The sequence below is a fragment of the Mesorhizobium sp. WSM3859 genome (assembly GCF_002295065.1).
GTDB lineage: Bacteria > Pseudomonadota > Alphaproteobacteria > Rhizobiales > Rhizobiaceae > Mesorhizobium.
The window spans coordinates 407,638-430,714 of the sequence record NZ_NSGG01000002.1; the positions used below are offsets into that span (position 1 = coordinate 407,638).

Annotated in this window: 21 protein-coding genes; 9 read left to right on the forward strand and 12 right to left on the reverse strand. The window is 64.5% G+C overall.

Translation table 11 applies throughout. From position 1 onward, the window contains the following. Nucleotides 1–27: 27 nt before the first annotated feature. From CK230_RS05825 to CK230_RS05840, 4 genes are all read right to left on the reverse strand, one after another. On the reverse strand, nt 28–975 hold the full coding sequence (locus CK230_RS05825; RefSeq protein WP_095816218.1) for a cytochrome c: 948 nt from the start codon (nt 973–975) through the stop codon (nt 28–30). A gap of 9 nt (nt 976–984) precedes the next feature. After that, nucleotides 985–1,422 (reverse strand): cytochrome c, encoded by a 438-nt coding sequence (locus tag CK230_RS05830; protein ID WP_095816219.1) that lies wholly within the window; start codon nt 1,420–1,422, stop codon nt 985–987. Nucleotides 1,423–1,776: 354 nt separating this feature from the next. Next, entirely contained in the window at nt 1,777–2,379 is a 603-nt protein-coding gene (locus CK230_RS05835; protein ID WP_095816220.1) for a superoxide dismutase, read from the reverse strand. Between the two features lie 202 nt (nt 2,380–2,581). Further along, nucleotides 2,582–3,460 (reverse strand): branched-chain amino acid aminotransferase, encoded by an 879-nt coding sequence (locus CK230_RS05840; RefSeq protein WP_095816445.1) that lies wholly within the window; start codon nt 3,458–3,460, stop codon nt 2,582–2,584. Nucleotides 3,461–3,611: 151 nt separating this feature from the next. Between CK230_RS05840 and CK230_RS05845 the strand changes: the two genes are divergently transcribed. From CK230_RS05845 to CK230_RS05855, 3 genes are all read left to right on the forward strand, one after another. Further along, nucleotides 3,612–4,274, forward strand: a complete 663-nt coding sequence (locus tag CK230_RS05845) for a haloacid dehalogenase type II (protein ID WP_095816221.1) — start codon at nt 3,612–3,614, stop codon at nt 4,272–4,274. Between the two features lie 172 nt (nt 4,275–4,446). Then, entirely contained in the window at nt 4,447–5,274 is an 828-nt protein-coding gene (locus CK230_RS05850; protein WP_095816222.1) for a L,D-transpeptidase, read from the forward strand. Between the two features lie 191 nt (nt 5,275–5,465). Beyond that, entirely contained in the window at nt 5,466–6,089 is a 624-nt protein-coding gene (locus CK230_RS05855) for an FMN-binding negative transcriptional regulator (protein WP_095816223.1), read from the forward strand. 153 nt (nt 6,090–6,242) lie between these two features. Here the strand turns inward: CK230_RS05855 and CK230_RS05860 are convergent, their stop codons facing one another. Both CK230_RS05860 and CK230_RS05865 read right to left on the reverse strand, forming a co-directional pair. Then, nucleotides 6,243–7,568 (reverse strand): aspartate aminotransferase family protein, encoded by a 1,326-nt coding sequence (locus CK230_RS05860; RefSeq protein WP_095816224.1) that lies wholly within the window; start codon nt 7,566–7,568, stop codon nt 6,243–6,245. After that, a complete protein-coding gene (locus CK230_RS05865) occupies nt 7,565–8,455 on the reverse strand; it encodes a MurR/RpiR family transcriptional regulator (RefSeq protein WP_095816225.1) in 891 nt (296 codons plus the stop codon). The genes CK230_RS05860 and CK230_RS05865 overlap by 4 nt, the downstream gene beginning before the upstream one ends. 79 nt (nt 8,456–8,534) lie before the next feature. Here CK230_RS05865 and CK230_RS05870 point away from each other — a divergent pair, with 79 nt between their 5' ends. The 6 genes from CK230_RS05870 to CK230_RS05895 all read left to right on the forward strand — a co-directional run bounded on the left by CK230_RS05870 (nt 8,535) and on the right by CK230_RS05895 (nt 13,663). Then, nucleotides 8,535–9,362, forward strand: coding sequence for a 3-keto-5-aminohexanoate cleavage protein (locus CK230_RS05870; RefSeq protein ID WP_095816446.1), 828 nt, complete (start codon nt 8,535–8,537; stop codon nt 9,360–9,362). A gap of 120 nt (nt 9,363–9,482) precedes the next feature. Beyond that, complete coding sequence (glnH, locus tag CK230_RS05875; protein ID WP_095816226.1) at nt 9,483–10,235, forward strand: glutamine ABC transporter substrate-binding protein GlnH; 753 nt, start codon at nt 9,483–9,485, stop codon at nt 10,233–10,235. A 71-nt stretch (nt 10,236–10,306) separates the two neighbouring features. Further along, complete coding sequence (gene glnP / locus CK230_RS05880) at nt 10,307–10,963, forward strand: glutamine ABC transporter permease GlnP (RefSeq protein WP_095816227.1); 657 nt, start codon at nt 10,307–10,309, stop codon at nt 10,961–10,963. Continuing rightward, on the forward strand, nt 10,960–11,688 hold the full coding sequence (gene glnQ, locus CK230_RS05885; protein WP_095816228.1) for a glutamine ABC transporter ATP-binding protein GlnQ: 729 nt from the start codon (nt 10,960–10,962) through the stop codon (nt 11,686–11,688). Before glnP ends, glnQ begins: the two co-directional genes overlap by 4 nt. After that, a complete protein-coding gene (locus tag CK230_RS05890) occupies nt 11,678–12,736 on the forward strand; it encodes a C45 family peptidase (protein ID WP_095816229.1) in 1,059 nt (352 codons plus the stop codon). The genes glnQ and CK230_RS05890 overlap by 11 nt, the downstream gene beginning before the upstream one ends. Nucleotides 12,737–12,745: 9 nt before the next feature. Next, nucleotides 12,746–13,663: a MurR/RpiR family transcriptional regulator gene (locus CK230_RS05895; RefSeq protein ID WP_095816230.1), complete on the forward strand. Its 918-nt coding sequence runs from the start codon at nt 12,746–12,748 to the stop codon at nt 13,661–13,663. 31 nt (nt 13,664–13,694) lie between these two features. On the opposite strand, the gene CK230_RS05900 is transcribed toward CK230_RS05895, so the two are convergent. From CK230_RS05900 to CK230_RS05925, 6 genes are all read right to left on the reverse strand, one after another. Beyond that, entirely contained in the window at nt 13,695–14,168 is a 474-nt protein-coding gene (locus CK230_RS05900) for a DUF4189 domain-containing protein (protein WP_095816231.1), read from the reverse strand. Between the two features lie 45 nt (nt 14,169–14,213). Beyond that, nucleotides 14,214–14,939, reverse strand: a complete 726-nt coding sequence (locus CK230_RS05905) for a hypothetical protein (RefSeq protein WP_095816232.1) — start codon at nt 14,937–14,939, stop codon at nt 14,214–14,216. Between the two features lie 13 nt (nt 14,940–14,952). Then, nucleotides 14,953–15,492 carry an invasion associated locus B family protein gene (locus CK230_RS05910; RefSeq protein WP_245429833.1) on the reverse strand — a complete coding sequence of 180 codons (540 nt, stop codon included), beginning with the start codon at nt 15,490–15,492 and terminating at the stop codon, nt 14,953–14,955. Between the two features lie 44 nt (nt 15,493–15,536). Further along, nucleotides 15,537–19,877: a YadA-like family protein gene (locus CK230_RS05915; protein WP_095816447.1), complete on the reverse strand. Its 4,341-nt coding sequence runs from the start codon at nt 19,875–19,877 to the stop codon at nt 15,537–15,539. Between the two features lie 655 nt (nt 19,878–20,532). Next, a complete protein-coding gene (locus CK230_RS33535) occupies nt 20,533–20,955 on the reverse strand; it encodes an AraC family transcriptional regulator (protein ID WP_245429834.1) in 423 nt (140 codons plus the stop codon). Nucleotides 20,956–21,400: 445 nt separating this feature from the next. After that, complete coding sequence (locus CK230_RS05925; protein WP_095816234.1) at nt 21,401–22,924, reverse strand: helicase HerA-like C-terminal domain-containing protein; 1,524 nt, start codon at nt 22,922–22,924, stop codon at nt 21,401–21,403. Between the last annotated feature and the right edge of the window lie 153 nt (nt 22,925–23,077).

Sequence of the window (23,077 nt, forward strand, 5' to 3'; positions counted from 1 at the left end):
ATGTGGCAGTCGCCAGTGTGAGCCGGCCTAGCTCGCGGGCTTGCGCGCCGGATAGCCGTTGGGGTGCGGTGGGACAGCCTTGAGATAGGCAGCGATCGCTGCGCGGTCGTCCGCCGTCAATTGCGCCATGTTCTTTTGCACCTCGACCATGGCGCCGCCGACGGAATCGAAATCGGGCGTGAAGCCGGTTTCGAGATAGTTGGCGATGTCGGCTTCCGACCAGTTCTTGATGCTCTTCCCGTCGGGAGTGATGTTGGGCACGACGCCCGAGCCTTCGGCCGCCACGGCGCCGGCCAGCCACTCGCTCTTCTTGATGCCGCCGGCGAAATCGCGCGGCGTATGGCATTCGCCGCAATGGCCGGGCCCCTCGACTAGGTAGCGGCCGGCCAGCACCTTGTCGGGCGTGCCGTCGGGCAATGCGATCACCGGCTCGGGACTGAGATAAAGAAGCTTCCACAGGCCGATGCCGCGGCGGATAGTGAAGGGGAAGGAGAGCTTATGATCCGGCGCCTTGCCGGCGACCGCCGGCAGCGACTTCATGAAGGCGTAGAGATCGGCGATGTCGGCCGGCTTCATGCGCGCGTAGGACGCATAGGGAAAGGCCGGATAGAAATGCTCGCCCGAAGGCGAGACGCCTTTCAGCATGGCGTTGGCGAAGTCCTCCTCGCTCCAGGCGCCGATGCCGTCCTTCTGATCCTGCGAGATGTTGGGCGGAACGAAGGTGCCGAATGGCGTCTTGAGCTCCAGCCCGCCGGCCAGCCGCAGCCGGGCGTCGCCCTGGGCGCCGGGCTTGGAATGGCATGACGTGCAGCCGCCTGCATTGAAGATGCGCTTGCCCCTGGCGGCGTCGCCGGGGCCGATCTGCGCCATGGCCCCGGCGTCAAGCCTGACCGGTGCCGACAGCGCCCAGCCGGCGGCGGCGGCCGCGCCGCCAAGCACGATGACGGCGCCGACGAGCTTCTTCAGCCAGGCCATATCAGGCGATCAGCCCTTCTTGACCCTGTAGCTCTGATGACAGGCGCCGCAATCGCCGCCCAGCGTGTTTAGCTGCGCCTTCAGGCCATCGACATCGCCCGGCGGTGAGGCGACCGCTTCCTTGGTGTTGGCCAGGAACTTGTCCTCTGCGGCCTTGAAGCCGGCCATGTCTTCCCAGATCTTCGGCGCGGCCGTGGTGTCGCCCTTGTCGGAGCCGGCTGGGAAAAGCTTTTCGGTATCGAACTTCTCGGCATTGGCTTGCAGGGCCTTCAGCGTCGTCAGCACGGCAGCCGCGTCGAAATCCTCCTCGCCCTTGACCACTTTGGACAACTGGCCGGCGAGCTTGCCGCGCTCCTTCATCAGCGCCTGGCGCTCCTGGATCGGATCGGCAAAGGCGGCCGAACCGGCAAAGGCGAGCATGGAGATGGCAAGGACAAGCTTTCTCATTCAATCGGCTCCGTGGTGAAAAAAGTTCGCGACTACGGCATTCCACCGTTTCACGGCGAAATGCCCTATCTCCTCGTTGGCACAATTCCGGACGGAAACTGTTCCACACCTCGCCTGGAATTGCTCCAGACGTTAACGGACCCGACCATGGAAATATTCCCCCGGTGCCGTCACGATTTTCCCGCCCGCGATCAATCTGCTGTGTTGGTAGATAAAGAAAAGCCCCGTTTCCGGGGCTTTTCAGTAGGATCGATCAGCCTTTACAGCGCCGCGCGCCTTTCGGCGCGCAAAGGACGCTGTAACGCTTTGATTCTGCGCATGAACCTTTCCGAAAATCGATTTCGATTTTCGGGGTCATGCGCGGGCCTTTTCGTACATCTCCAGGACGTGGTCCCAGTTGATCAGGCTGTCGACGAAGGCTTCGAGATATTTCGGCCGCGCGTTGCGGTAGTCGATGTAGTAGGAGTGCTCCCACACGTCGACGCCGAGGATCGGCGTGCCGCCATGCACCAGCGGGTTCTCGCCGTTCGGCGTCTTGGAGATTTCGAGCTTGCCGTTCTTGACCGAGACCCAGGCCCAGCCGGAGCCGAACTGGGTGGTGCCGGCAGCGATGAAATCCGCCTTGAACTTGTCATAGCCGCCGAGATCGCTGTCGACGGCCTTCTGCAGCGCGCCCGGCAGCTTGTTGCCGCCGCCGCCCTTCTTCATCCATTTCCAGAAATGGATGTGGTTGTAGTGCTGGGCTGCGTTGTTGAAGAGCCCGGCATTCTTGCCGAAGGACTGCTTGACCACGTCTTCGACCGACAGGTCGCCAAGGCCGGCCTCGGCGGCCAGCTTGTTGCCGTTGTCGACATAGGCCTTGTGGTGCTTGTCGTGGTGATACTCCAGCGTCTCCTTCGACATATAGGGCTGAAGCGCCTCGTAGTCGTAGGGCAAGGCGGGCAACTCAAAAGCCATGGATGGTACTCCCTCGAGGAAAAAATCCGGTGAACTACCGAATTTAGATAGGTCTGGAATGGGTTGGGGCAACTCCGGAATGAAGCGCCGAGCGACTTTAGAGCAATTCGCGGAAAAGTGTGAAAGGGTTTTCCGTCCGCAATTGCGCCTCACAAGAGAAAGAGTGGGTCGCCGTTTCGTGAAACGCTGAAACTCGTACGGCTCAAGCGGCGGACGTCGAATGCGCCCAGTCCCAATAGAGCTCGCGCGCCTTCTTGGCCACGGGTCCGGGCTGCAGGTCGCGGCTCTCGATGCGCGTGACCGGCACGACCTTGGAATGGTTTCCGGTCGAGAAGATTTCGTCGGCCTCGAGAAAATCGCGAACCGACAGCGTCTTCTCGATGGTCCTGAAGCCGTAGTCGCCAAGCAGGTTGATGGTGCGCGAGCGGGTGATGCCCGACAGGAACGTGCCGTTCGGGGCGGGCGTCATCACATGGCCGTCCTTGACCAGGAAGATGTTGGACGTGCCGGTCTCGGCGACATTGCCCAGCATGTCGAGCACGAGCGCGTTGTCGAAGCCGCGGTTCTTGGCCTCCAGGATGGCGCGGCCGTTGTTGGGATAGAGGCAGCCCGCCTTGGCGTTGGTCGGCATGGTCTCGATGGTCGGGCGCCGGAACGGCGAGACGCCGACCGAGAAACCGGATGGCGGGATCATCGGCGATTCGTAGAGGCAGAGGCAGAAGCGGGTCGAATCCGGATCGGCCGGCACGCCCATATAGCCCCCATGCTCGGCCCAATACATCGGCCTGATATAGACTGCCGTCTTGCCGTCGAACTTCTTCAGGCCGTCCCAGGTCAGGCCGACGATCTCTTCCGTCGTCATCGACGGCTTCAGGCCGAGCGCCGTCGCCGAGGCGTTGACGCGAGCGGAGTGAAGCTCGAGGTCAGGCGTGACGCCTTCGAACCAGCGGCCGCCGTCGAAGACGCTGGTGCCGAGCCACATGGCGTGGCTGCGCGGTCCGAGAATGGCAACGTTGCCCTCGTACCAGTCGCCGTCCACATAGGTCCATGTCGCGGATTGCGCCGCCGTCGCCAGTGTCATGTTCGTCGTCCAAACCGGTGATTTCAGGCGGCCATAGGACGATGCTTTGACGTCCGGCGTCAACCGACATCGGGAAAAATCGTTGAGGCCAGAGGCACTTGACTGCAATCAATGCTTGCACGGCAGGCCCGCGCGCCCCAAAACTTAAGCCATGCATCATGCGGCCTATGTCTTCGACGCCTATGGTACGTTGTTCGACGTGCACGCCGCCGTGCGCCGCCACGCCGGCGAGATCGGGCCGGACGGCCAGTTGCTGTCGGAAATCTGGCGCGCCAAGCAGCTCGAATATTCCTGGGTGCGGACGCTGATGGGCTCTTACGCCGACTTCTGGCAACTGACCGAGCAGGCGCTGGATTTCGCGCTGCGCAAGGTGCCTTCGGCCGATCCGGCGCTGCGGACGAAACTGCTCGAAGCCTATTGGCGGCTCGATTGCTATCCGGAAGTGCCCGCCGTGCTGAAGGCGCTCAAGGCGTCCGGCGCGAAGCTTGCGATCCTTTCCAATGGGTCGCCGGAAATGCTCGACGCCGCGGTCAAATCCGCCGCGCTCGACCAGATCCTCGACAATGTGTTTTCGGTCGATCAGGTCAAGCGCTTCAAGACCGACCCCGCGGTCTACGACATGGTGGTCACGAGCTGGCGACTTTATCCGGGAGCGGTGTCGTTCCAGTCGTCGAACCGCTGGGACATAGCCGGCGCGACCAAATTCGGTTTCCGTACGGTCTGGATCAACCGGACCAACCAGCCGGATGAATACTGCGACTTTCCGCCAGGGCTGATCCTGCCTTCGCTCGACGGCCTGCTGGCGGGTGTCTGATGCCTCTGTTGCTGCAGCGCAACAGCGGCGGCACAGTCACAGCTTCGCCTTTTTCTGTCCACCGTCAGGCCAGAATTGGAACCGCCTATCACGGCCGACTGTTATGGATGCCGTCAGCAATGAGCCTTCGCATTCATGCTTTCTTGTGAATTGAGACCCAGAAAAGGCAACCATGTCAGACGCTTCCTTCCGCATCAGCCGCCGTGGCTTCCTCAACTTCACAGCCCTTGGCGCTGCTTCGGTTGCCGTGTCCGCCTGCACCACGACTAGCGATCAAGGCCCGGCACCCATCCAAACGCCGCCGCCTCAGGCCCCTGTCGAGCCGCCCCTTGGCGACTATGAGACGATGTATGGCGCGATGTCCGACAATGGCTTCGACCTGCCGGCCATTCCGGTGAACAAGATCGATCACAGATTCCTGCGCCAGATCGTTCCCGATCCGACCGGGCAGCGCCCGGGCACCATCGTCGTCGATACCACCGGCCACTTCCTCTATCTGGTGCGCGAGGGCGGCCAGGCGATCCGCTACGGGGTCGGCCTCGGCCGCGCCGGCTTCGAATGGTCGGGCGACGCGGTCGTGCAGTGGAAGCAGAAATGGCCGAAATGGACGCCGCCGGACGAGATGGTCGCGCGCCAGCCGGAGCTGACGCAATACAGCGCCAAGAATGGCGGCATGCCCGGCGGACTGAAGAACCCGCTCGGCGCGCGTGCGCTTTATCTCTTCCAGGGCAGCCAGGACACGCTCTACCGCCTGCACGGTTCTCCCGAATGGTGGTCGATCGGCAAGTCGGTTTCGTCGGGCTGCGTGCGCCTGATCAACCAGGACATCATCGACCTTTACGACCGTGTGCCCACGAAGACCCCGGTCGTCGTGACGGCCAATATCGGCGCGCCGGAAGAGGACATGCCGGATCGCCAGGCGATCCCGATCGACAACGGCGTGCCGACGGGCTCGATCCTGCTCGGCCCGGTGAAGCGGCTCACCAACGAGATTTTCTGAACTGACGATCCGTCAGCGGTGCCAGCACAAATGATGGCCGGCATCGCGGCCGGACGCCCTGGCGGGATCCGCGGCGCCGGGCCACTGGCATCGGCGCATCACGACTTCCGGCTGGACCACACAAAAACGTCAAAACCGGGTGTTCTAAGCAGGCCAGACTTCAGGCATTTTATGCCGGCAAGAGTTTTGCCATGTACACACCGCCCGCCTTCCGCGATGACGATCATGAGAGCCTGAGCGCGACGATCCGCGCCGCGCGGCTGGCGACGCTGGTCACCGCCACGGCGGACGGGCCGATGGCGACGCCGTTGCCGCTTTTCCTCGATGACAGCGAAGGCGAGCACGGCGTGATCTACGGCCATGTCGCCAAGGCAAATCCGCAGTGGCGCGTGCCGGCCGTAGGCGATGGCCTGGCGATCTTCATGGGCCCGGACGCCTATGTGACGCCGGCCTGGTATCAGGCCAAGCAGGAGACCGGGAAGGTCGTGCCGACCTGGAACTACGTCGCCGTCCACGCGCATGGGCCGATCGAATTCTTCGAGGATACCGACAGGCTGCTCGAGGTGGTGACCCGCCTGACCAATTTGCATGAAGGCGGGCGCAGCGCGCCCTGGGCGGTGTCGGACGCGCCGGCGGATTTCATCCAGTCGCAGTTGAAGGGCATCGTCGGCCTGCGCATGCCGATCACGAAGCTCGAAGGCAAGCGCAAGATGAGCCAGAACCGCAACGCGGCCGATCGCGCCGGCGTGCATGCCGGCCTGGCGGCCAGCGAGCGGCCCTCCGATCGCGAGGTCGCGCCGCTCATTCCGTTGTGAACCGCGCGACCGCCTGTAGGCTTGGTCCGATGAACTGATCGGCTGATGCGCTAAGCGCGTCGCGATCCTTCGGATTCGCTCCATGCGCTTTAGGTCTTTGATTTTACGCATGTCTTTATCCCGAAACCGGTTCCCACTTTCGGGAGACATGCTTTAGCTTCGCAGTGCCTCGCCGATGGCATCGCCGAGACGCTCGACGATCGCGTCGATGGCCGCGACATCGCAAATGAAGGGTGGCGCGAGCAGCACATGGTCGCCACTGGCGCCATCGATCGTGCCACCCATGGGATAGACCAGAAGCCCATTCGCCATGGCCGCCTTCTTGATGCGCGCATGCAGCTTCCGTTTCGGATCGAAAGGCTGCTTGGTCGAACGGTCCTCGACAAGCTCGACGCCCATGAACAGGCCACGCCCGCGAATATCGCCGATATGGGGATGGTTGCCGAAGCGCTCGCCGAGCCGGCGGGCCAGATGCGCACCCATCGCCTTCACATTGTCGAGCAGCCTGTCGCGGGCAATAACCTCCTGAACCGCGAGCGCGGCGGCGCAGGCCATGGGGTGGGAGATATAGGTGTGACCGTGCTGGAAGAGACCCGAGCCGTTGGCGAAGGCGTCGAAGATCTTCTGGCTAAGCAGCACCGCACCGATCGGCTGATAGCCGCCGCCGAGCCCCTTGGCGATCGTCATCAGGTCGGGGGCGACGCCATCCTGCTCGCAGGCATGCAGCGTCCCGGTGCGGCCCATGCCGCACATCACTTCGTCGAGGAGCAGCAGCACACCGTAACGGTCGCAAATCTCGCGGATGCGGCGCAAATAGTCCGCCACCGGCGGAACCGCGCCGGCCGTCGCGCCGACCACCGTTTCGGCGACGAAAGCCATGACCGTCTCCGGTCCAAGCTCGATGATCTTGTCCTCCAGCGCCTGCGCAGCGCGAGCGGCATAGTCCTGGTCGGTCTCGCCGGCCTCCTGGAAGCGGTAGGCGAAGCACGGGTCGATGTGATGCGTTTCGATGAGCAGCGGCCGGAACTGCGCGCGCCGCCATTCATTGCCGCCCGTCGCCAGCGCGCCAAGCGTGTTGCCGTGATAGCTCTGCTTGCGCGCGATGATGTTGCGGCGCAGCGGCTGGCCGATCTCGACGAAGTACTGCCGCGCCATCTTGAGCGCCGCTTCGATTGCTTCCGAGCCGCCCGAAACGAAATAGGCATGGCTGATGCCGGCCGGCGCGTCGGCGACCAGCCGGTCGGCGAGCGCTTCGGCGATATCGCTGGTGAAGAAACTGGTATGGGCATAGGCAAGCGTGTCGGCCTGCCGGTGCATGGCGGCGATCACATCGGGATGGCCGTGGCCGAGGCAGGAAACTGCGGCGCCACCGGACGCGTCGATATAGGCGCGCCCGTTGCTGTCGAAGAGCTCGACGCCCTTGCCGCCGCTGGCGACCGGCAGCACGGCGCTGATCTGGCGATGCAGGATATGGGTCATGATTTCCTCCGGCCGCGCGGCGGCAAGATGTGGATGTCGAGTTGGGAGAGCTGGTCCTCGGTTCGGCGAATGGCCGCAAGGGCCTTGTCCGCGCCCTTGCCGGCGATCAGCGCCGCGAGGATCTCCCCGACGACGAAGGCCGGCGCCATGGCGTGGAAGAAGGACGGGCTTTCCGTTGGCACCAACACCGACGACGCGGCCAAACCGGCGAGCGGTGACACGGCGCTGTCGGTCAGAGCGATCACCGGCACTCCAGCGGCCGCGCCGCGGCGGGCAAGATCGACGGTCAGCCTGGTGTAGGGAGCGACGCTGACCACGAACAGGACGTCTTCGTCGGTCGCGAGGCGAATGGCGTCGGTGCCTGCTCCCGAGGCGCCGTCGAGTATCACCGCCTTCTCGCCCAGGAAGGACATGACATAGGAAAAATGCGCGACGACCGGATGGCTGGAGCGCAGCCCGAGGCAGAATATCCGGCGTGCTGCGTAGAGCCGCTCGGCCGCCGTGGCAAGCGCGTCGAGCTGTTCGGGCTCGCCCAGTTGAGCGATCTGCTCGGCCAGCGACCGCACCATCTCGGCGGCCAACGCGCGGTCGCCGACCTCCTGCTGGTGCGCGAGCTGCGCGCCGGCTTTGCCGGCAAAGCCGAGCTCACCCTGCCGCATCGCATTGGCGTAGAGCGAGCGCAGAGGCTCGTAGCCGTCGAATCCCAACCGCTTGGCCAGGCGCACCATCGTCCAGGGTTGCAGGCCGGCACGGCGCGCCTGCTCGCGCATCGACAACAGCGCGACGTCCTCGGGGTTGTCCAAAAGGTAGCGGGCAGCGTCCTGCAACTGCGAGGGCAAGCTGTCGAAGGCCTCGACAATGGCATCGGTAAGTGGCGCGCGGATCATGCCACGACCATAGACGCGAACGGATGATCATGCAATATATGTTGCATAAATTGTCCATATGCAACAAATGGAGCAGTCGATGCCGAAACAAGATCGCGTGGCGATCGCCGTGGCGCCAAACGGTGGCCGGCGCACCAAAGCCGACCACCCGGCCCTGCCGATCACCCCAGATGAATTGGCTGATTTGGCCGCCGCCTCGCTCGAGGCCGGCGCCGCCATGATCCATGTCCATGTCCGCGACCGCGACGGACGCCATCTGCTCGACACCGATGCCTATCGGGCCGCGACCGCAGCGATCAGGGCCAGCGTCAGCGACAGGCTCGTTCTTCAGATCACCAGCGAGGCGCTGGGTATTTATAGGCCCGAAGAGCAGATGCGGGTGGTGCTGGAAGCACGGCCCGAGGCGGTTTCGCTGGCCTTGCGCGAGCTGGTGCCCGATCCTACGCGTGAAGCGGCCTTCGCCTCATTTCTCGAAACGCTGCGCGTGGAAAAAGTCATGCCGCAGATCATCCTTTATACGCCCGAGGAGGCGAGCTATCTCGCGGCGCTGGAGGGTCGCGGCCTGATCCCCTTCGACAATCTGCCGGTTCTCTATGTCCTCGGCCGCTACACGGTCGGACAGACGTCCCGCCCCGCCGACCTGCTTCCCTTCCTGGCGCCTGGCATGCCCGCGGCGAGGCACTGGATGGTCTGCGCCTTCGGCGACCAGGAAGCGGCCTGCGTGACGGCCGCTGCTCTGCTCGGCGGACATGCGCGCGTTGGTTTCGAGAACAATCTTTTTCTCCCTGACGGGACGCTGGCTTCCGGAAACCAGGACCTCGTCGCGGCCACAAGGCGGGCAGTCGAAGCCTGCGGGCTCACGCTCGCCAATGCGGACGCGTTGCGAAGCCAGTGGTCCAATGCCTAATGCGTCGGCATTCTGCAAATATTCAGTGCATTCTATATTAGAATGCATTTTCGATTTGCGCTACCGGATCGACAGTGCTACGCTTCACGGGCAATCCAACAAAAAAGGGGAACCCGAAAAATGAAGTTCGCACTCGCAAGCCTCACCGCCGCCGCGGCCGTCGCGGCAACGCTCACTTTCGGCCAGCCGGCCTTCGCCGACGACCTGATCGTGGCGACCGACACCGCCTTCGTTCCGTTTGAGTTCAAGGAAGGCGACAAATATGTCGGCTTCGACATCGACCTTTGGGCCGCGATCGCCAAGGATATCGGCGTGACCTACACACTTCAGCCGATGGACTTCAACGGCATCATCCCGGCGCTGCAGACCAAGCAGGTCGATGTCGGCCTGGCCGGTATCACCATCAAGGACGAGCGCAAGAAGGTCATCGACTTCTCTGACGGCTATTACGACAGCGGCTTCCTTCTGATGGTGCCCGTCGACAGCACGATCAAGGGTCCGGATGATCTCGTCGGCAAGACGCTTGCCGTGAAGACCGGCACGTCGGCGACCGACTATGCCAAGGAACATTTCAAGGGCACGGAGCTGCGCCTGTTCCCGAACAGCGACAACGCCTATCTCGAAGTCGCGACCGGCCGCGCCGACGCCGCCATGCACGACACTCCGAACGTGCTCTACTACGTCAAGACCAACGGCCAAGGAAAAGTGAAGACCGTCGGCCCGCAGATGATGGCTCAGCAATATGGCATTGCCTTCCCGAAGGGCAGCCCGCTCGTTGCCAAGGTGAATGCTTCGATCGCCAAGCTGAAGGGCGACGGCACTTACGAGGCCATCTACAAGAAGTGGTTCGGCACCGAGCCGCCGAAGAGCTGATCCACCGGTTTCCCGTTGGATCTCCTGGCGCGCCGGCATGGCCGGCGTGCCTTCCCTGAAGGATGGCTCTCATGGATTTCGACTGGTCCGTCATCTGGCAGGCCTTGCCCGAGCTGTTGAAGGGCGCCCGCCTCACCGTACTGATCGCGCTCGCCGGGCTTGCCGGCGGCCTTATTATCGGCTTCGCCGCCGGGCTGGCGCGCGCTTACGGCAACATGGTGCTCAACGCCATCGCCATGGTCTATGTCGAGATCATACGCGGCACCCCGATTATCGTACAGGTGATGTTCATCTATTTCGCGCTGCCGATCCTGGCGGATGTCCGCATCAACCCGTTGGCGGCGGCAATCATGGCGATCATCATCAACGCCGGCGCCTATATCGCCGAGATCGTGCGCGGCGCCTTCCTTTCCGTCCATCGCGGCTTGCGCGAGGCCGGCCTGGCGCTCGGCCTGCCGTTCTGGAAAGTGCTTTTCTACATCATCGGCCCGCTTGCCTTCCGCCGCATGATTCCGGCGCTCGGCAACCAGTTCATCGTCAGCCTGAAGGATACCTCTCTGTTCATCGTCATCGGCGTCGGCGAGCTCACCCGGCAAGGCCAGGAAATCATGGCGGCCAACTTCCGCGCCGTCGAGATCTGGTCGGCCGTGGCGATGTTCTACCTGATCATGACGGGCACGCTTACGCTCATCCTGCGGCTGACCGAAAAGAGGATGCGCATCCTGTGAGCATCGTGGCGTTCAACAAAGTCACCAAGCGCTTCGGTCAGGTCACCATCCTCGACCAGGTGGATCTCTCGATCGAGGCCGGCGAGAAGGTCGTCCTGATCGGCCCCTCCGGCTCCGGCAAGTCGACGCTGCTTCGCTGCATCAATGCGCTAGAGGAGATCAATGGCGGCGACCTCGTCGTCGACGGCATCAGCGTCAAATCCGGCGGCCGCAAGGTCCGCCTGATCCGCCAGGAAGCCGGCATGGTCTTCCAGCAGTTCAACTTGTTTCCGCAGATGACGGCGCTGGAAAACGTCGCCTTCGGTCCGCGCCGCGTGCGTGGCGAGACGCGACAGGAGGCACGCAAGCAGGCGCTGGAAATGCTCGCCAAGGTTGGCCTTGCCGAACGCGCGCATCATTATCCGAGCGAGCTTTCCGGTGGCCAGCAGCAGCGCGTCGCCATTGCGCGTGCGCTTGCCGTCAAACCGAAGCTGATGCTGTTCGACGAGCCGACCTCGGCGCTCGATCCCGAACTCAGGCACGAAGTGCTACGCGTGATGCAGGCGCTGGCCGAGGAAGGCATGACGATGATCGTCGTTACCCATGAGATGGCCTTTGCCCGCAAGGTCGGAACCAGGCTGATCTTCATGGAAGGTGGTAAGATCGCCGTCGACGGCGAGCCGCGGGAGCTGCTTGCAAACCCGCAAAATCCTCGCTTGAAAGAGTTTCTGCAGCATGTCGCATGACGCCGGCCGCCGGCTTTCCTTCATCGATGTCTCGGGGTCGCCCTACGACGTCGGGGCCGCTATCGGGCGCTTCGGCCGAGCGGCGCTCAACGACCATTTCCAGACGTCCGCCGCATGGCGCGAGCTCAACGCGCGCCGGGCCGATCCCCGCATCGGCACGATGGCGACGATCGTGCGGGAGCGGTTCCCTCGATACTGGGCCGAGCTGCAGGGCCTCGCCGCCGGGCTTGAATTGGCGTTCGACGACGTCTTCCTGTGGAACTGCCGCGGCGACATCTGGGCAATGGCGCCCGATGGCTGCACGACGGTGCAGTTGCCCGGCTCCCCGCATGTCATCGGCCACAATGAGGACGGCGACCCGGACTTCGCTGGCCATTGCGCGCTGGCCCATATGGCTTCCGAAGGCGGCAATGAATTCACGGCCTTCGTCTATCCCGGCTCGCTGCCCGGACATACATTTGCGGCGACGTCGGCGAAGCTGGTGCTGACGGTCAACAACACCAGGCCGCTGGCCGGCGGCGCCGGGGCGCCGCGCATGGTGCTGGCGCGCGCCGTGCTCGACGCACCGGACCTTGACGCGGCGCTGGCCCTGCTCAAATCGGTGCCCCGCGCCGGCGCCTTTCACCTGACCCTGGCGCAGGCCGGCGACGAGCGGCTGCTCAGCGTCGAGTTCACCGCGCAGGCCCTGTCGGTTGATCGCCTCGTATCGGCGCGCGTCCACTCAAACCACCTCATCCATGCCGACACCGGGCGCAGGTCGCAGATCGTCACCGGCTCCTCCGGCGTGCGCCAGCGACGCGGCGAAGCGCTGCTGGATCAGACGCCTCAGTCCGAGCCGCAACGCCGCGCGCTCGCCATCTTGTGGGACGCGGCCGACCCGGAGCTGCCGATCTATCGCACCGACCCGGCCGACAGCGATGTCGAGAACACGCTTGCCAGCGCCGTCTTCCGCGTCGGGGCTGACAAGGTCGAGTGGGCTGTCTACGATGCGGCACACGAAGCAGCGCGCTTCGACATGCGGGATGGGCTGGTCCCTGTCGCGGGGTGAACGGGAACAATGCCAGAGCAAGCCGCTGCGGAGCCGCCACGCACCATCGAGGATCTGAGGGCGCTGGCGCTATCGGTCGGCCGCGACGAAGCGGGCTTTTCCCTCGGCTCCAAGGCGCATGATGTCTTCGCCAAGCTTGTCGAGGCGCCCGAACAATCGGCGGTCCGCACGATCTCGGAACTCGCCGATCAATTCGGCATCAATCCGTCGACGCTGACGAGACTGGCGAAGCGTCTCGGCTTCGAAGGTTTCAGCGATTTCCAGGCCGTCTTCCGCAAGGCGATCGCCGACGACCAGCAATATTTCTACAGTCGCCAGGCCGGAAGGCTGATGACGACGCCTTCGGCAGGTGGCGCCGAGGTCGAGGTCTTCGAGCGGCTGGCACGCGAAACGGCGGCGAATGTCGACGGCTTCCTCGGCCAGTTGGACAGCGCCTCGCTGAAGGGGGCGGTCGCGCTGCTGGCCGGCGCGCGGCGTGTGCGCGTGCATGGCGTTCGTCAGTTCCATTCGCTGGCGAGCTTCCTCACCTATTGCCTGGGCATGGTGCGCTCGGACGTGGCTCTGCTCGATGCGCCGCGCCTCGGCGTCGCCGAGGCGCTGTCGCAGCTCGAGCCGGGCGACGTCGTCATCACAGCCAGTTGCGCGCCCTATACGCGCAGCGTCGCCGAGGTCGGCCGCATTGCTGCGGCGAACGGCCAGAACGTGATCGCGATCACCGATTCCCGGTCCTCGCCGCTCGTGCCTCCGGCCGAGCACGCGTTCTTCATCCCGCATGCCAGCAGCTTCTATTCGAACAGCATGGGCGCCTATGTCGTGTTTTGCGAAGCGATGCTCAACCTCGTCGCCCGCGAGCTTGGCGACAAGGCGCTGAACTCGCTAGCCGGGCGCGAGCGGCTGATCGCCGAGATGAACATCGAGGTCGGCTGATCTCCTCAGCCACCCGAATTCCGTCGCGGAGTCAGGTGCAGACCCACTCGCGGATCTTGCACTCCTTCCCCTCGCCGCCGCATTGCGCCGTGGCCTTGTCCTGCGCGTCCTTGCGGGTCGTGGCCGATGCCGCGCCCCAGAACGGCGTCGCCGCGCCACGGCTCTTGCCGACCGAGAGCGCCGCGCAGTGCTCATAGGGAAAGCCGGTGCCGTCATCATCGTCCCAGTGGCGGTGGTTGCGGAACACTTCGACCACCCTGCAGCCCTTGCCGTCCGCGTTCTCGCAGTATTTGAGCGCGATGTCTTCGGCCTCCTGGCGCTTGTCGGCCCCCCAGAAGAAGCCGTGGCGGCCGTCATCCGGCGAATAGGCGATCGCGCCCCAGATGCCTTTTTCCTCGCCGGTCTCAGCTGGCGGCGGCGCCACCAGATCGGCGGCATGGCTGGCGATGGTAAGCCCGGCCAGTGCCGCCAGCAGCGGGAATGAGAGGCGACGGTTGATCAGCATTTTCGTGCTCCAGCTTGTAGCCATTCAAAACCCTTGGCGATGCTTCTATCCGCCCATGCGCGCGACCGAGACGACGATGCAGGTGTTGCCGGTGGGGACCAGCAGCGCCTGGCCGCCATTGTTGGCCAGGTTGAAAAGGCTGGTGTTCGACAGATTGTCCGCCGGAACGCTGCCTTTCGGCAGGGTCTGCGCGACCTCCTGGCAGGACTTCTGGAAAGGCGCCACCCGCACGAGGCTCCCCTCGCAGCTCTGGCCGACAGGCGAAGCAATGACGACGCCGGCGGCTTGCGTCTTGTAGCCCGGCAGATCGTAACTCATCCCGGCGACGGCCTGCACGGCATGGGCATCGGGCGAGGTGTTGTCCCATTGTGTCTGGATCGCATAGGTCGATCCCGCGGTCAGCGCCTGCCCGAGCGCGGCAAAGAGGTTGGCGCAGGTGTGGACGCCTGCCTGGCTCGCATGCGTCTGAAACGGAGTTCTGCCGGCCGAAGCGTCTCCCGCGACGGGCTTGACATCGGTCGGCTTGGCAGCGACCGGCGCCTGCGATTGCGCCGAGGCGGTGCCCGCAACGAATTCGCCCAGCGCCGGAAAGAAGCGGAGCGACGATATGACCGCCGCCGCAACCAGAGCGGCGAACGCGCCAAGCAGAGCTGTGTTTCGCACCAGCCGCCAGGCCGATGAGCGCGCCAGCGGCGAGATTGCCGGCGGTTCCGGCAGCGGAACGGGCTCGGGGCGGTTTAGGATTCTATCCTCGATGGATTGGCGGGTCATTTCGCGGATCTCTCTATTTGATGGTCGACAGCGCGGTCTTGAGGCCCTTGAAAGGAGCATCGAGGCTGACGGTCGCTCCCGACGGCAGGGAATAGGAAACTTGGACGGTGGTCTCCTTGCCGATCTGCTCGCGAAGGACCGGGCCTACCGGCACATAGCCGACACAAACCGACGCATCACAGCCCTGCAGCTGAACGTCGACGGGCTGCTTGCGGCCGGCAAGTTTGAGCGAAAGCCTGCTTCCCGCACCAGCCTGGCTGGGAGTCCGCAAGATCATGAAGGGCTTGCCTTTCTCGTCGGCCGCGAGCGACCAGCTGAAGACCAAGGTCTGGCTTTGGTCGACGAAGGACTGGCTGATGTTGCAGACCCTCTTCCTGGCCTGCAGATTCTCGTCGCAGATCAGCGTCCAGTTCTCGAACGGGCGGGTGGTCCGTTGGTAGTCGCCGAGCTTCACGCCCGCAGGCACCGCGACGTCCGAAGGCTTTATCCGATAGGCCGACGGTGCCGCCTCCTGCCCGGCCGCGCGCGGTCCGGACAGGAGCAGGCAAGTCATGCAGATTGCGACAACAGAGCCGGCTTGCCTGACCATAAATAAACTCAGTTCAAGGTGAAGCTGAGGCCCGCGCCGACACCCCAGTGCCCGCCCGCCGTCGTGCCGGACACATTTGCCCGGGCTCTTCCGTCCTCGCTGGTGTAGCCGGCGCCGAACGCCACAGCCCCCTCGCCGCGCCAATAGCCGCCGCCGGCCGCCACGCTCAGCTTGCCGGGACGGTCGTCATAGCGCAGCGAGGCGGCCGCGAGGCCGATCGCCGCCGCCTGGCGGGCTTCGCCGCGAACCTCACCCATGTCCATGTTGAGCTGACTGAGTTTGGAGTCGGTATAGGCATTGGCCGTCTGGAGCGTGGTGGCCGCCACCTGGTTGGTGTAGGTCTTGGAGTTGTCGAACGTCGTCGCCAATCCGGTGTTGAGCTGTTGGACGTTGACCGCATCGGTGTTCGCCGTGCCCGCGCCGACATTGTGGATGACGACAGGCGCATTGACGTCACCGCCGACGAGCGTCAGCGAGTTGGACTTGGTGCCGTCCGGGTTCTTGTCGTACTGGACCGCGAACTCGTTCAGGTCGCCGACGCTCCCCTGCACGGCTTCCACAGCCTGGTTCGTCGCATAGAGTTGGCTGCCGTTGATGGCGTCGGTCGAAGTCTGACTGATCCTGCCCGCCGCGACATTGGTGACGGTTCGCTCCTTGCCGACGTCGCCGACGCTCACCGTGCTCGTCGGAGCGGTTCCGGCGAAGGTGTAGGCGACGCCGTTTATCGTCGTGCCGGTGGTGGCGACCGCCGCCGCGGTCGTCGAGCCCGCGCCGAGCGCGACGCTGCCCGGCTCGTTGGCCGTGGCGCCGGCGCCAAGCGCCATCGACTGGGCGCCGTTGGCGGTCGAGTTCGTGCCGAGCGCGATGCTGTCCGCCGCATTGACGGTCGAGGTCTGGCCGATCGCGATGCCGCCGGGCGCCGTCTGCTGGACGATGGCGCCGTTGCCCATGCCGATGCCGTTGTCGCCATTGACGGTGGTGCGCGGACCGATTGCCACCGAATCGGTGCCGACCGCGGCCGAATCCGAAGCAGTCGAATTGGCGTGGAAGTACATGGTCGGCGTCACCGCGAACGAGCTCAGCGCGCCCTTCAACTGGCGCAGCGTGACCGCATCCTGGTCCTGCGTGCCGTCGGCCACGTTGATGATCTGGCGATAGGAAGTGGAAGTGCCGACCGAGACGGCGCCGAGCAGGGTCTTGTCCGTGGTGTTGTAGGGGACGAGGCCGGTGCCTGCGAGGATCGATCCCGAAGCCGGCGCCACTGCGCGGTCGGAAACCGAGCCGGAGCCGAGCGCCACGCCGTCGGTGATGGAGACCGTGGTGCCGCGGCCGAGCGCCAGCGAATTGGCGGCAGAGGCCGTCGCCTGGTAGCCGAGCGCGGAGGAGCCGATCCCTTGCGCGAAGGCGTCCGTGACGGGAAGCGTCGTGTCGTTGGTACGCACATAGCGGATGCCGTCGCCATTGGCGTCGGTATAGGCCGTCGAGGTGTCGCCGGCAAAGTTGTTGATCGTGTTGCCAAGCGTGGTGATGTCGGCCGTGTTGGCGGCGATGTCGGTGGTGTTCTGCGTCACCTGCTGGTTGGTGGCGAAGAGCTGCGAGCCGTTGACCGCGTCGGTCGACGAACCGCTCAACTGCCCGGCCGCGACGTTCTGGATCTGGCGCTCCGCGCCGACCGAGCCGACCGAGAAGGCACCGGCCGGCGTGGTACCGGCGAAGGTGTAGGCGACGCCGCCGATCGTCGTGCCGCCGACCGCGGTCGTGGTGCCTGACACCGAATTCAGGCCGATCGCCACGTCGCCGGCATTGTTGGCGATCGCATTCGGGCCGACGGCGACCGAATCCGCCCCCAGCGCCTGGGAATCCGCAAGCGTCGAATTGGCGTGGAAATACTTGATGCCGCCGCCGGTGTTGATGTTGTTGATGGTGTTGCCGAGAGTGGTGATGTCGGCCGTGTTGGCGGCGATATCGGTGGTGTTCTGCGTCACCTGCTGGTTGGTGGCAAACAGCTGCGAGCCATTGATTGCGTCGGTCGACGAGCCGCTCAACTGTCCGGCCGCGACGTTCTGTATCTGGCGCTCGGCGCCGACCGAGCCGACCGAGAACGCGCCGGCCGGCGTGGTTCCGGCGAAGGTGTAGGCGACGCCGCCAATCGTCGTGCCCCCAACCGCCGTCGTGGTGCCGGATGCGGAATTCAGGCCGATAGCAACATCGCCGGCATTGGTAGCGACGGCATTTGGCCCGACCGCCACCGAATCCGCTCCCAGCGCCTGGGAATCGGCAAGCGTCGAGTTGGCGTGGAAATACTTGATGCCGCCGCCGGTGTTGATGTTCGTGACCGTGCTGCCGAGACTGTCGACGGCCTGATTGGTCGCGAAGAGCTGCGAGCCGTTGACCGCGTCGGTCGAGGACCCGCTGATGCGCCCCGCCGCGAGATTGGTGAGCGTGCGTTCCGCGCCGGGCGCGCCGATGCTGACCGTCGAGGTCGGAGCGGTTCCCTGGAAGGCGTAGGTGGTGCCGTTGATCACCGCACTCGGCGTGCCGACCGCTACGGCGGTCACCGAGCCCGAGCCCAGCGCGACATCGCCGGAGCTTGCCGCCGCCGTCGCGCCATTGCCCAGCGCGACATTGCCGACGAAGCCGGCAGCGCCGGCGGTGGAGCCGTTGCCCAGCGCCACGGAGCCTTGGCCGATCGCCTTGTTGCTGTTGCCGATGGCGACGGCACCGTTGGCCATATTGGCGGCGGTGGCGGTCGCCGTGCCGTCGCTGTTGGCGATGTTGTTGGCGCCGCCGGTGAAGGCGCCGGTGCCGCTGGCGTAGCTCGGATCGCCGATGGCGACCGCGCCGTCACCATAGGCCGTATTGCCGGCGCCGATGGCAACGGCCTTGCCGCCATCGGCGATCGCCCCCGTGCCGACAGCGACGGAGTCGGCGGAGAGCGCGCCGGCGGCGGTGCCGACGGCGATCGCGTTTACGTCTTGTGCCACCGCGCCCGCTCCAAGTGCTGTCGAGCTTGCCGCCGTAGAGACGGCCGTCGTGCCGATGGCGATGGAATCGTCACCGCCGGCATTGGACGAACGGCCGCCAGCGAACGCACGGGCGCCGGTGGCTTTGGAGGTGGAACCGATGGAAGTGGCGTACGTTCCGCTCGCCGTGGCGCCCAATCCCAGGGCGCTGGCGTTCGCGGCGGTCGCCGCGGCGTTGTTGCCGAGCGCGGTGGTCGAGACGTCCGTGGCCTGGGCGCCCGAGCCCGCCGCGACCGAGCCCACGCCGCTCGACGTGGCCGAATTGCCCAGGGCGAGCGAGAAATTTCCCGAGGCCACGGCGACGTTGCCGAGCGCTGCCGAGTTTTGCGCCGTGGCATTTGCCTGGGGACCAATGGCGATGGTGTTGGTCGCCGTGGCCTGGCTCTGCAAACCAAACGCCATGCTTGTGATGCCGGTCGCCTTGCTTGCTCGCCCAATCGCCATGGCGTCGGCCTGAGACGCCGTCACATCGGTGCCAATGCCGATGGCGCTCTGAGCCAACGCTCCCGTCCCCACGGCTGTGCGCGAGCCGAGATAGACGGAGTTTATGGCACTCGCGGTCGCCTGGAATCCGACAGCGATGGCATTTTGGCTGCCTGCGTTGGCGTTGGTACCTTGGGCAAGAGAATCGATTCCGCTCTGCGTTGCTTGATATCCAAGCGCGATACCGCGTAGCCCGCCGGCAGTGGCCTGATAGCCTATGACGGACGAGTATTGAGCGCTGGCTACGGACCCGTAGCCAGCAGCGAACGCATAGTTGTTGTTGGCCGTAGCGCCGACACCGACTGCGGTGGAATTCCCTCCCGAAGCGTTGGCGTTGGTGCCCAACGCGCTGGCCCCAGGCCCAGTGGCACTAGCGGCAACGCCGATCGCTACCGTATTGATGTTGCTTGAGATCGCGCCGCCGCCAACGGCCACCGCGCCGCCGGTACCTGTCGCCTGCGCATCTTGGCCGATTGCCACCCCATACTGTGTCGACGAGACGGATCGGGTTCCGATCGCAATGGCATTGAGCTGAGAGGCCGTCGCGGGCGTGCCGATAGCGATGGAGCCGCCACCGGTCGCGGAGCCGCCACCGGCGGCATATTGTGCTGATGCCGGCGTGGCGATGCCGCCCAATGCGATCGCACTCAGCGCCGCTGCCAGCATCTTGCCGAGACCGAGCGTTCCGAGCCCCAGGCCCTTGCGTCGCATGCCGAGCACGCGATGGGCATTGCGCAGCGCCGCCATCAGGCGGCGACGCAGCGAGCGGCTGTCGGTGCCGCCGGAAACCCAGTTTCCGGCAAATCGGTCGCGCCCGATAGTACGTCCTTGCCTGAAAGTCATTGCGAGAATGCCTCCTGTGGTGCGTCGCGCTCGATGACGACAGGTTCCGCCGACCCTGCCGCCGAAGCGTGTCTGTTCGAAAAAGGAATGACGACGTCGGCGCCGCGCTAGCAGCGCATGGCCTTGCTTCTCGCCGATCGCCTCGACGCGATCGAGCGTGTTCTCAAGCCAGGAATCGCCCTCTTCGGGCACGGCCTGCAGCGCCAACGTGGCACGCTCCTTTGAAATCAACCGTTCGAGATAAGATCGCAATGCCGCCAGATGGACGGCAGGCTCATCGCCGGCGTGGACCACTGCCGTGAGGCCGTAGAGATAGTGGGCCAGCAGGGCATCCTGCTTGGCCAAAGGCACGCCATCGCCATAGCGCTTCTCGAGCGTCCTGGAGGCCGACTCCAACCAGTAGCCGATCTCCTCGGAAAGGCTTCGGCGAATCACCTTGTCTTCGCTCATGTCCCCTGCAGCCAGCTCAGAATCCGAATTAACCGGACTTGCCGCAGGAGGACACGCTTTCTGAATCGCGTATTCCAATAAATTGCTGTTTATCCGAAAATATACCGCAGATATTCTAGAGGTTAACGGGAAATTACTTTAGACATACCTTCTATAAGCCGACGCATAAATAACCTGCCGATAAACTGGGCAATTAGCGATCGCCTTACTCACTAGCCTGCGATTGACCCTGCCTAGCCCGCACCTGCTGTGGGGTGGCGTTACGATATTTTTTCATCATGGTGGTGAGGTGGCTCTGGCTCGAAAAGCCAGCCAGATCGGCAATGTCCGTGATCGACATGCGGCTGTCGGCCAGCAGCTTCTCGGCAAGGTCGAGGCGGAGACCCAGAACATATTGATACGGCGACACGCCGAACGTCTTCGAAAAAGCGCGGGCGAAATGGTAAGGGGACAAGTCGCACACCGCCGCCATCTCGGACAGCGATAGCTTGCGCGAGAAATTCTCTTTCAGGAATTGCTGGATCTGGTCGGTATGCCTTGCCGACAATCCGCCTTTCGCGTTCGGCAAGGGAGCCCTGTCGGAAGCGATCTCCGACAGTAGGGCCGGTAGGTCATCGTCGCGCCGCAACGGGGCCTCCTGATGCTCAGCCCCCGCCCGTCTTGGCCCAACCTCAACACGTGTTTTCGGTTCCCCAGGCAAAACAATTCGTGATCATGCGCATGGTTGGTGAACGCCACCGGATTCCGATCCGACGACAACCATGCAACAGCCATGATTTGAGGCATCCGGTATTTCACGAAATTGCGGTTCGGCGAGGAAAAACCTCGATCACGAAAACTTTAGATGCCGCTGCTGCTATCCGCTTGTTCTCAAGTAAGATTTTTTCGTCGCGAGGTAACAAAGGCGGCCTCTCACGGGTGGAGAGCGCTATGCAAATTCGCCTGGGGCGGCGATCGTCGGACCAACCCACTGTGATGTGGAAGCTACCCGTCCCACGACGGCGACCATACCGCGGCGGGACGATCACGTGTTTGACCTGGCAGGCCAGGAAAGGGAGCGTTCCGGCCCAGCACTAGCGTCCGCGCGCGAGACTGCCCAGGATACCGCGCACGATGGCGCGGCCAACGGAGGAGCCGACCGAGCGCACCACCGACTTGATGGCGGCCTCGGCCACGGTCTGGCGATTGGAAGACCGCCGGTTGCCTGTTCCCAAAACATCGTCGAAGCCGGGAATGGTCCAGCGCGAGCCGCCGCTGTTCTGCTGCTGTGCCTGCGCCTCGGCGTCCTGCGCTTCCTTGGCTTTCTTCTGCAGGATCTCGAAGGCCGATTCGCGATCGACGACCTGGTCGTACTGGCCGGCGACCGGGCTCTCGGCGATGATCTTGCGGCGCTCATCCGGCGTGATCGGGCCGAGCCGCGAGGACGGCGGCCGGATCAGCGTGCGCTGGACCATGGCCGGCACGCCCTTGTCTTCCAGCATCGAGACCAGCGCCTCGCCGGTGGCGAGCTGGGTGATGGCGGTGGCGCAGTCGAAATCGGGATTGGGCCGGAAGGTTTCGGCGGCGGTGCGCACTGCCTGCTGCTCGCGCGGCGTATAGGCGCGCAGCGCGTGCTGGACGCGGTTGCCGAGCTGAGCCAGCACCTTTTCCGGGATATCGAGCGGGTTCTGGGTGACGAAATAGACGCCAACGCCCTTGGAGCGGATGAGCCGCACCACCTGCTCGACGCGGTCGATCAGCACCTTCGGCGCGTCCTCGAACAGAAGATGCGCCTCGTCGAAGAAGAAGACCAGCTTCGGTCTGTCGAGGTCGCCAACCTCGGGCAGCTCCTCGAACAGCTCCGACATCAGCCAAAGCAGGAAGGTGGCGTAGAGCCTGGGATTCATCATCAACTTGTCGGCGGCGAGCACGCTGATCGCGCCGCGGCCGTCGCGCGTCGTGCGCATGATGTCGCCAATGCGCAGCGCCGGCTCGCCGAAGAAGTTCGCGGCGCCCTGTTGCTCCAGCACCAGAAGCGTGCGCTGGATGGCGCCCACGGAAGGCTTGGTGACATTGCCGTAGCGCGCGCTGAGCTCGTCGGCGCGCTCGGCGATGTTGGCGAGCAGCGCCTGCAGGTCCTTCAGATCGAGCAGCAGCAGGCCTTCCTCATCGGCGATGCGGAAGGCGATGTTCATGATGCCTTCCTGCGCTTCGGTGAGGTTCATCAGCCGCGAAAGCAGCAACGGCCCCATCTCCGAGATGGTGGCGCGGATCGGATGGCCCTGCTCGCCGAACAGATCCCAGAAAATAACCGGGAATTCCTGGAACTGGTACGGATCGAGCTTCACCTCGCCGGCGCGCTTGACCAGGAAATCCTTGGCCTCGCCTATCATGGATATGCCGGAAAGGTCACCCTTGATGTCGGCGCAGAAGACCGGCACGCCGGCATTCGAGAAGCCCTCGGCCAGGATCTGCAGGCTGACTGTCTTGCCTGTGCCCGTGGCGCCCGTGACGAGGCCGTGGCGGTTGCCGTAGCGCAGCAGCAGCTCTTCGGCGCGCTGATAGGAATCGTCGGGCTTGCGGCTGGCGCCGATGAAGATGCTGGTCTCGTCAACCATGTCCGGTCTCCGGAATCTCGTTCCGCTCAAAGGCCTCACCCGAGGTATAGTAACGCAAGCGGCAGGCGGCAATGATCAGTTTCGCGTTTGGAGCGGGCGCCGAATTTGGCCTTTGGCGCTTGCGGATTTTGCGCATGTTTGGCAATCGGTTAG